Genomic DNA, 6111 nt, shown 5'->3' with positions numbered 1-6111 from the left:
TACTGCTGAATTCACTGTCGGCGAAGGTAAGTTGATGACTCATGATGAACCCTGTTCCATGGCTCCAGATGACAAACATGATCTCATATCAGGGACTTGTTCGCACCTTCCTTAGACCCTCCGCATCTTGAGAGTGTTGGTGATAACGCCTGGATGGGAAAGAAATATGGACGGCTGAATAAAGATGCCTGGCGTGATGATTCGCGACAGAGATTTAAAGAAGCCTTTCGGGTGTTGAGGCCGCACGGCGTTCTGATTTTTTAATGGAATGAAACGCAAATACCGGTAAGCCAGATTCTGGCACTGACAGACAGAAAACCTGTTATCTGTCAACGAACAGGGAAAAAACGATAAAACCCACTGGATTATTTTTATGAAAGAGGCATCCAGTGAGTAGATTCGTAAGGCTACAGATACGTATATCTGAATAATTAAATTCAGTTCTGTAAATAAAATTTAATCCTTAACCGGATGGATTTCTGCACCCTCAGAACATCAGGAGGCCGCCCGAAAGGGCGGTAGTGAAATGCGAAAGTTCAAAATTATTATTGAAACGGGAATAGCTGGTGGAGATTTTGAGGATGTATTCGAAGTGGACGATGACGCAACACCTGAGGAAATTCATGACGGAGCATAAGAAATTTTCTTTAACTACTGCAATTACTCATACCACGAAATAAAAGACGATGAGGAAGAACAAAGTGGCTGATTTTTGTTCAGCTAAATATAACATCAGTTTTGAAGAGCGGGATGAACTATTAATGGACTATGGTGAGTTACGCGGTGGAAGTGCTGCTGATGTCGAATCCTAGCGTGATGACTATGAAGCGGGAAAAACTCCGGTCGAAGCATATTGTGATGAGTGGGGCGATGAATGAGCGAGATTAATTATCAGGAAGGGCATGAAACGGCGGGGCAAGCAAAACCAGTGGCATGGCGATATCGCTACGTGAAAAAAGGCGTTACGGACTTTCAGGGGAAGTAGTGGTCTGGTGACTGGAAATATGTACCGAAAAAAGAGGATTGTAACGACAGGCCGAACTATCAAATTCAGGCCTTATTCACTGCCTCACCAGTCCCAGTTACATCAGAAGAACTGGTTAAAGCTGTGCACTTTTATGAACAACTAAAACGCGAAAATCCACCAACATCCGGCAACTAGATTAATGGATTAACTATGTCGGTTAAACGACCAGCCAACTGAAAAAGCGGAAACCTGATTACAGGTTGCCAGATAAGGCAATGAGCTACCTGGCGCGGAACGGACTGATAAGTATGGGGAATGTTTTACGATGAACCTTTAGACTAAAGAGTTTGTAACGCTATGTAAGTGATTTTTTCTGGTTTAGATATTTATATGTCCGGCCAAATTGAGGTGTGTTTAAATGTAATTGCACATTGATTGTAGGAGGAATAATGAAAAACGCATTGCAGTTTTTGTTTGTTGCGTTCTGGTTGTTCGCATCATGTATGCCCATCATCTTCACAGCAAGGTATATGGAAAAAGTTGATGTTTTGATATTAATATTTGGATATATAAATGCCCTTTTTTTAGGGGTGTTCATGGCGGTCATGTGCATTGAATACTGGCGGTAAATACAGCGAACTCCATTGGTTTAGTTGGATATTTACTGTGCTGGACAAAACGGTTTGCGGGGAAATCTTAGTTAAGTAGAATGACTGCGGGTGCTTGAGGCTATCTGCCTCGGGCATGGACACCAACGGCAGATAGAGAAAAGCCCCAGTTAACATTACGCGTCCTGCAAGACGCTTAACATTAATCTGAGGCCAATTTCATGCTAGACACATGTAGGTTAGCCTCTTACGTGCCGAAAGGCACGGAGAAGCAGGCTATTGTTAACACCAAGCTGTAATGTCCCCTTTGAACCATTCTAAAATGTCCCCAGACAATTCTCTGGGGGATTTTTCATGATCAAAGAGACTGTTACGATGAGTCATAAGGAACTCCACCGACTTCAGATTATTCAGGAACAAGCTGCGGCACGCATTGGCATTTCTATTCGGCAGGTTAAACGTCTGGTGCAACGGTATAGAAATGAAGGGCCTTCTGGTCTGGTTTCCCACCGACGTGGAAAGCGTCCTAATAATTCCTTTTCTACTGAATTCAGAGCAACAGTAATTTCACTCCTCAAAGGCCGTTACGCTGATTTTGGACCTACGTTTGCGTGCGAAAAATTGCGCGAGATACACGGTTTATCTTTATCCGTTGAAACTCTCAGAAAGTGGATGATAGAAGAGGGGTTATGGCGTGAACGCCGTCGTAAAATTGCCCGTATATATCAACGCCGCATGCGACGACCATCTTACGGTGAACTGATCCAGATTGATGGCTCACCTCATGACTGGTTTGAAAATCGAGGCCCCAGATGTACACTGATCGTTTTCATTGATGATGCCACCAGTGCGTTGATGGCGTTGCGTTTTGTGCCTGCTGAAACAACCCGGGCTTACATGGAAACCCTCCGGGGTTACCTTAATGATCATGGCGTACCGCTCGCTCTCTACTCTGATAGACACAGTATATTCAGGGTAAATAACCCAGAGCGGGAAGGTGAGCTGACCCAGTTCACTCGTGCGATAAAGACACTGGGCATCGAGCCAATCCATGCCAACAGCCCGCAGGCAAAAGGGCGGGTAGAGCGCGCCAATCAGACACTACAGGACAGGCTGGTCAAAGAAATGCGGCTTCAGAATATCAGTGATATTGAAACAGCAAATGCATGGTTGCCGACCTTTATTGAAGCCTATAACAACCGGTTCGCTACGTCGCCTCGTACTACTGATAATGCTCATCTTGATGTGCACCATTCTGAAGAGGAACTGGGTTATATCTTCAGCCTACAGGCGAAGCGCGTTCTGTCTAAAAATCTCACTTTCCAGTACAAAAGCAGTGCGTTTCAGGTACGCAGTGAGGGCCGGGGATATCGACTTAGGCATTCGGTTGTTACTGTATGCGAGAACTTTGACGGTGAAATTAACGTTCTGTATGACGGGAAAGCGCTGGGTTGGGAAAAGTATGTTGATGGCCCGGAGCCTATACCACTGGATGATGAAAAGAGTGTCCATGAACGAGTGGATAATGCCCGTATTGATTTACGCTCAAAATACTATGTTAAACCTAAAGCTGACCATCCCTGGCTTACGCGCCGAACGCAAAGTCATCAGCAAGTTAAGCCCCCGAAGTTACCTAAAAAGAAGCCTGATCCCGATAAAAAAGATTGAAACCAAGATCGATTCGGTTGAGTGCATATCCATTCATAGGGTAGATTCTTAAGTCGCGTTTCTGGTGTTCATTTTCGGGTGGTTTGTTACTTGTTTTACCGGGGATATGCCAGAAACGCGCTGAGTCAGTCTGGGCGGTGCGCGTAATGAGGCGTTATGGTAAATAGCCTATGCTAATGTCCGCTAAGAGCAAGAAGCGGAAGTTGGCAGTTTTGTGGACTGTCCCCACAAAAGTGACTACAGAAATAGTTGCAATTCATAATTGATCATGGGTTGTCAGTTAAACTCGTGGCGATTTAAATAGACTAATTGGGAGTGCGTCCATTACTTATATCTTGTAATGTTAACTATCAGAAATGATACAAAGATAATATGTCTTTAAAGAAAAGGCTGATGGCGAAAAGTGGCCCGATGAGGGCCACAATACGGCTGTCACTTAGACGTAAATATCAATGGTGCCAGCGGTATTTGTATCGTCTTTTTTCTCTTCTTTTTTATCAGGCTGAACTGTCGCGTCTTCATTCTTTTTCTCTGCCTGCTGCCTTAACAACTGCTCCAGTTGAGCCCAGAGGCTTTCAATTTGCTTCTGTACCAATGCAGCCATTTCTTTTTTCTGCTGTGTCGTCATCCCCTCTTCCGATGAGATTTTCCCAAGCTTTTCAGTCAGCACCTGAATTTGTCTTGTGATTTTGGCTATTTCTGATGTTCCTTCCGGGGCGGAGTTGTTTGAAATAACGGTTGAGGTATTTCCCTGAATTGTGACAGACATAGATTTCTCCTTTTAAAAAAGCACTATCGGCATGCACAAAAAAATCTTTAATCGTATTTCTTGTGTCATTAATTGTTTGATGTTCAGATTGTTTTCCTCGCGGGCTGGCGCGCCTCAGAAAGTAAAGCTTGTTGACAGGGGTAAACGTTCGGCAATAATTTTCTGCCGCATGCGGGTGTTGCATAAAACGTGTTACGTTCCTTTATCGACAGGTCAGGTCACCGCTCACCCGCCGACGAGAAAGCAACACTGACATGCTAAAGCAAAAAATAGATGAATAAGTTGAGTTGTGCATATGTAGCCTGACCGTCACAAAGTATATGGTGTCTGTACCAGTAAGATGATGGCCGGACTCTTTAAAAACGAGCTGACCTGCACAATACAGGATGGACTTAGCAATGGCTGCTCCTGGCACAAAGCGGACAGTGATCACCGTTCTTACGACTACTTTCTGACTTCCTTCGTGACTTGCCCTAAGCATGTTGTAGTGCGATACTTGTAATGACATTTGTAATTACAAGAGGTGTAAGACATGGGTAGCATTAACCTGCGTATTGACGATGAACTTAAAGCGCGTTCTTACGCCGCGCTTGAAAAAATGGGTGTAACTCCTTCTGAAGCGCTTCGTCTCATGCTCGAGTATATCGCTGACAATGAACGCTTGCCGTTCAAACAGACACTCCTGAGTGATGAAGATGCTGAACTTGTGGAGATAGTGAAAGAACGGCTTCGTAATCCTAAGCCAGTACGTGTGACGCTGGATGAACTCTGATGGCGTATTTTCTGGATTTTGACGAGCGGGCACTAAAGGAATGGCGAAAGCTGGGCTCGACGGTACGTGAACAGTTGAAAAAGAAGCTGGTTGAAGTACTTGAGTCACCCCGGATTGAAGCAAACAAGCTCCGTGGTATGCCTGATTGTTACAAGATTAAGCTCCGGTCTTCAGGCTATCGCCTTGTATACCAGGTTATAGACGAGAAAGTTGTCGTTTTCGTGATTTCTGTTGGGAAAAGAGAACGCTCGGAAGTATATAGCGAGGCGGTCAAACGCATTCTCTGAACCAAAGCATGACATCTCTGTTTCGCACCGAAGGTGACACTTCTGCTTTGCGTTGACAGGAGAAGCAGGCTATGAAGCAGCAAAAGGCGATGTTAATCGCCCTGATCGTCATCTGTTTAACCGTCATAGTGACGGCACTGGTAACGAGGAAAGACCTCTGCGAGGTACGAATCCGAACCGGCCAGACGGAGGTCGCTGTCTTCACAGCTTACGAACCTGAGGAGTAAGAGACCCGGCGGGGGAGAAATCCCTCGCCACCTCTGATGTGGCAGGCATCCTCAACGCACCCGCACTTAACCCGCTTCGGCGGGTTTTTGTTTTTATTTTCAACGCGTTTGAAGTTCTGGACGGTGCCGGAATAGAATCAAAAATACTTAAGTAGCGCGCAGGGATAAGAGGGATGGTCCCTTAAAGGGGAGAGCTAATTATCCGGAAGGATTCTGATGATGAACATCGAAGAACTGCGTAAAATTTTTTGTGAAGATGGCCTCTATGCTGTGTGCGTTGAAAATGGAAATCTTGTTAGTCATTACCGCATTATGTGTTTGCGAAAGAATGGGGCTGCGTTAATTAATTTTGTGGATGCTCGGGTCACGGACGGATTTATCTTGCGCGAAGGTGAGTTTGTCACTTCATTACAGGCATTGAAAGAGATCGGAATAAAAGCTGGCTTTTCTGCTTTTTCAGGAGAATAAACTCATCTACAATCTTGCGCGGGGCTGAACTCCCGCTGAGTAACACCGTGCCACCGGAGAAAACCGATGGCACGCAACGCAAAATATTACAATTCTGATAATTCGCCCGTTCTTGCCTGCACGCACGGGCGGTATTCTCACGCATTCAAGTCTGAATGGTTCCAGCACCCTCCATGCACTGCAGAACAGGCCGAATGGCTGATTCATTCTTACCGCAGGCGCGGGTTCGAGGTTAAGAAAGCTCTCAGTCTCGACTATCGGCACTGGATAATCTCTGTCAGGCTGCCTTATTCCGAACGCCCACCACGTGCGTCCCGCACTTTCCAGCAACGGATCTGGAGGTAA

8 protein-coding genes and 4 pseudogenes are annotated in these 6111 nt (G+C 45.5%); 10 read left to right on the top strand and 2 right to left on the bottom strand.

Annotated features, from left to right (window positions below; translation table 11 throughout):
- Positions 1-114: 114 nt before the first annotated feature.
- The 5 genes and pseudogenes from ACJHWK_RS15480 to ACJHWK_RS15460 all read left to right on the top strand — a co-directional run.
- Positions 115-397 (top strand): annotated as a pseudogene (locus ACJHWK_RS15480) (SAM-dependent methyltransferase); the annotation flags it as partial.
- 129 nt (positions 398-526) lie between these two features.
- A pseudogene (locus ACJHWK_RS15475) lies at positions 527-709 on the top strand (hypothetical protein).
- A gap of 165 nt (positions 710-874) precedes the next feature.
- Positions 875-1296 (top strand): annotated as a pseudogene (locus ACJHWK_RS15470) (hypothetical protein).
- A gap of 633 nt (positions 1297-1929) precedes the next feature.
- Positions 1930-2973 (top strand): annotated as a pseudogene (locus tag ACJHWK_RS15465) (ISNCY family transposase); the annotation flags it as partial.
- A 120-nt stretch (positions 2974-3093) separates the two neighbouring features.
- On the top strand, positions 3094-3243 hold the full coding sequence (locus tag ACJHWK_RS15460) for a protein YdfW (RefSeq protein ID WP_011443592.1): 150 nt from the start codon (positions 3094-3096) through the stop codon (positions 3241-3243).
- A 436-nt stretch (positions 3244-3679) separates the two neighbouring features.
- Here ACJHWK_RS15460 and ACJHWK_RS15455 read toward each other — a convergent pair whose 3' ends face one another.
- Positions 3680-4012: a FlxA-like family protein gene (locus ACJHWK_RS15455; protein ID WP_001301033.1), complete on the bottom strand. Its 333-nt coding sequence runs from the start codon at positions 4010-4012 to the stop codon at positions 3680-3682.
- 202 nt (positions 4013-4214) lie between these two features.
- On the bottom strand, positions 4215-4520 hold the full coding sequence (gene ydfV, locus ACJHWK_RS15450; RefSeq protein ID WP_001326990.1) for a protein YdfV: 306 nt from the start codon (positions 4518-4520) through the stop codon (positions 4215-4217).
- Between the two features lie 24 nt (positions 4521-4544).
- Between ydfV and relB the strand changes: the two genes are divergently transcribed.
- The 5 genes from relB (at position 4545) to ACJHWK_RS15425 (ending at position 6111) form a co-directional block, all read left to right on the top strand.
- On the top strand, positions 4545-4784 hold the full coding sequence (gene relB, locus ACJHWK_RS15445) for a type II toxin-antitoxin system antitoxin RelB (protein ID WP_000534858.1): 240 nt from the start codon (positions 4545-4547) through the stop codon (positions 4782-4784).
- On the top strand, positions 4784-5071 hold the full coding sequence (gene relE / locus ACJHWK_RS15440) for a type II toxin-antitoxin system mRNA interferase RelE (protein WP_000323025.1): 288 nt from the start codon (positions 4784-4786) through the stop codon (positions 5069-5071). Before relB ends, relE begins: the two co-directional genes overlap by 1 nt.
- Before the next feature lie 71 nt (positions 5072-5142).
- Positions 5143-5298 (top strand): type I toxin-antitoxin system toxin HokD, encoded by a 156-nt coding sequence (gene hokD, locus ACJHWK_RS15435; protein WP_000813254.1) that lies wholly within the window; start codon positions 5143-5145, stop codon positions 5296-5298.
- Between the two features lie 216 nt (positions 5299-5514).
- Positions 5515-5766, top strand: a complete 252-nt coding sequence (gene rem, locus ACJHWK_RS15430) for a protein Rem (RefSeq protein ID WP_000980994.1) — start codon at positions 5515-5517, stop codon at positions 5764-5766.
- Positions 5767-5832: 66 nt separating this feature from the next.
- The gene (locus ACJHWK_RS15425; RefSeq protein WP_012304870.1) at positions 5833-6111 is read left to right on the top strand and encodes a hypothetical protein; all 279 of its coding nucleotides are present in this window, start codon (positions 5833-5835) and stop codon (positions 6109-6111) included.

It is taken from the genome of Escherichia sp. WS547 (assembly GCF_046486065.1).
In the GTDB taxonomy this organism is placed as follows: Bacteria; Pseudomonadota; Gammaproteobacteria; order Enterobacterales; family Enterobacteriaceae; genus Escherichia; species Escherichia coli.
The sequence above is the reverse complement of the archived record's forward strand: the minus strand, read 5'-3'. Positions and strand labels throughout refer to the sequence as shown.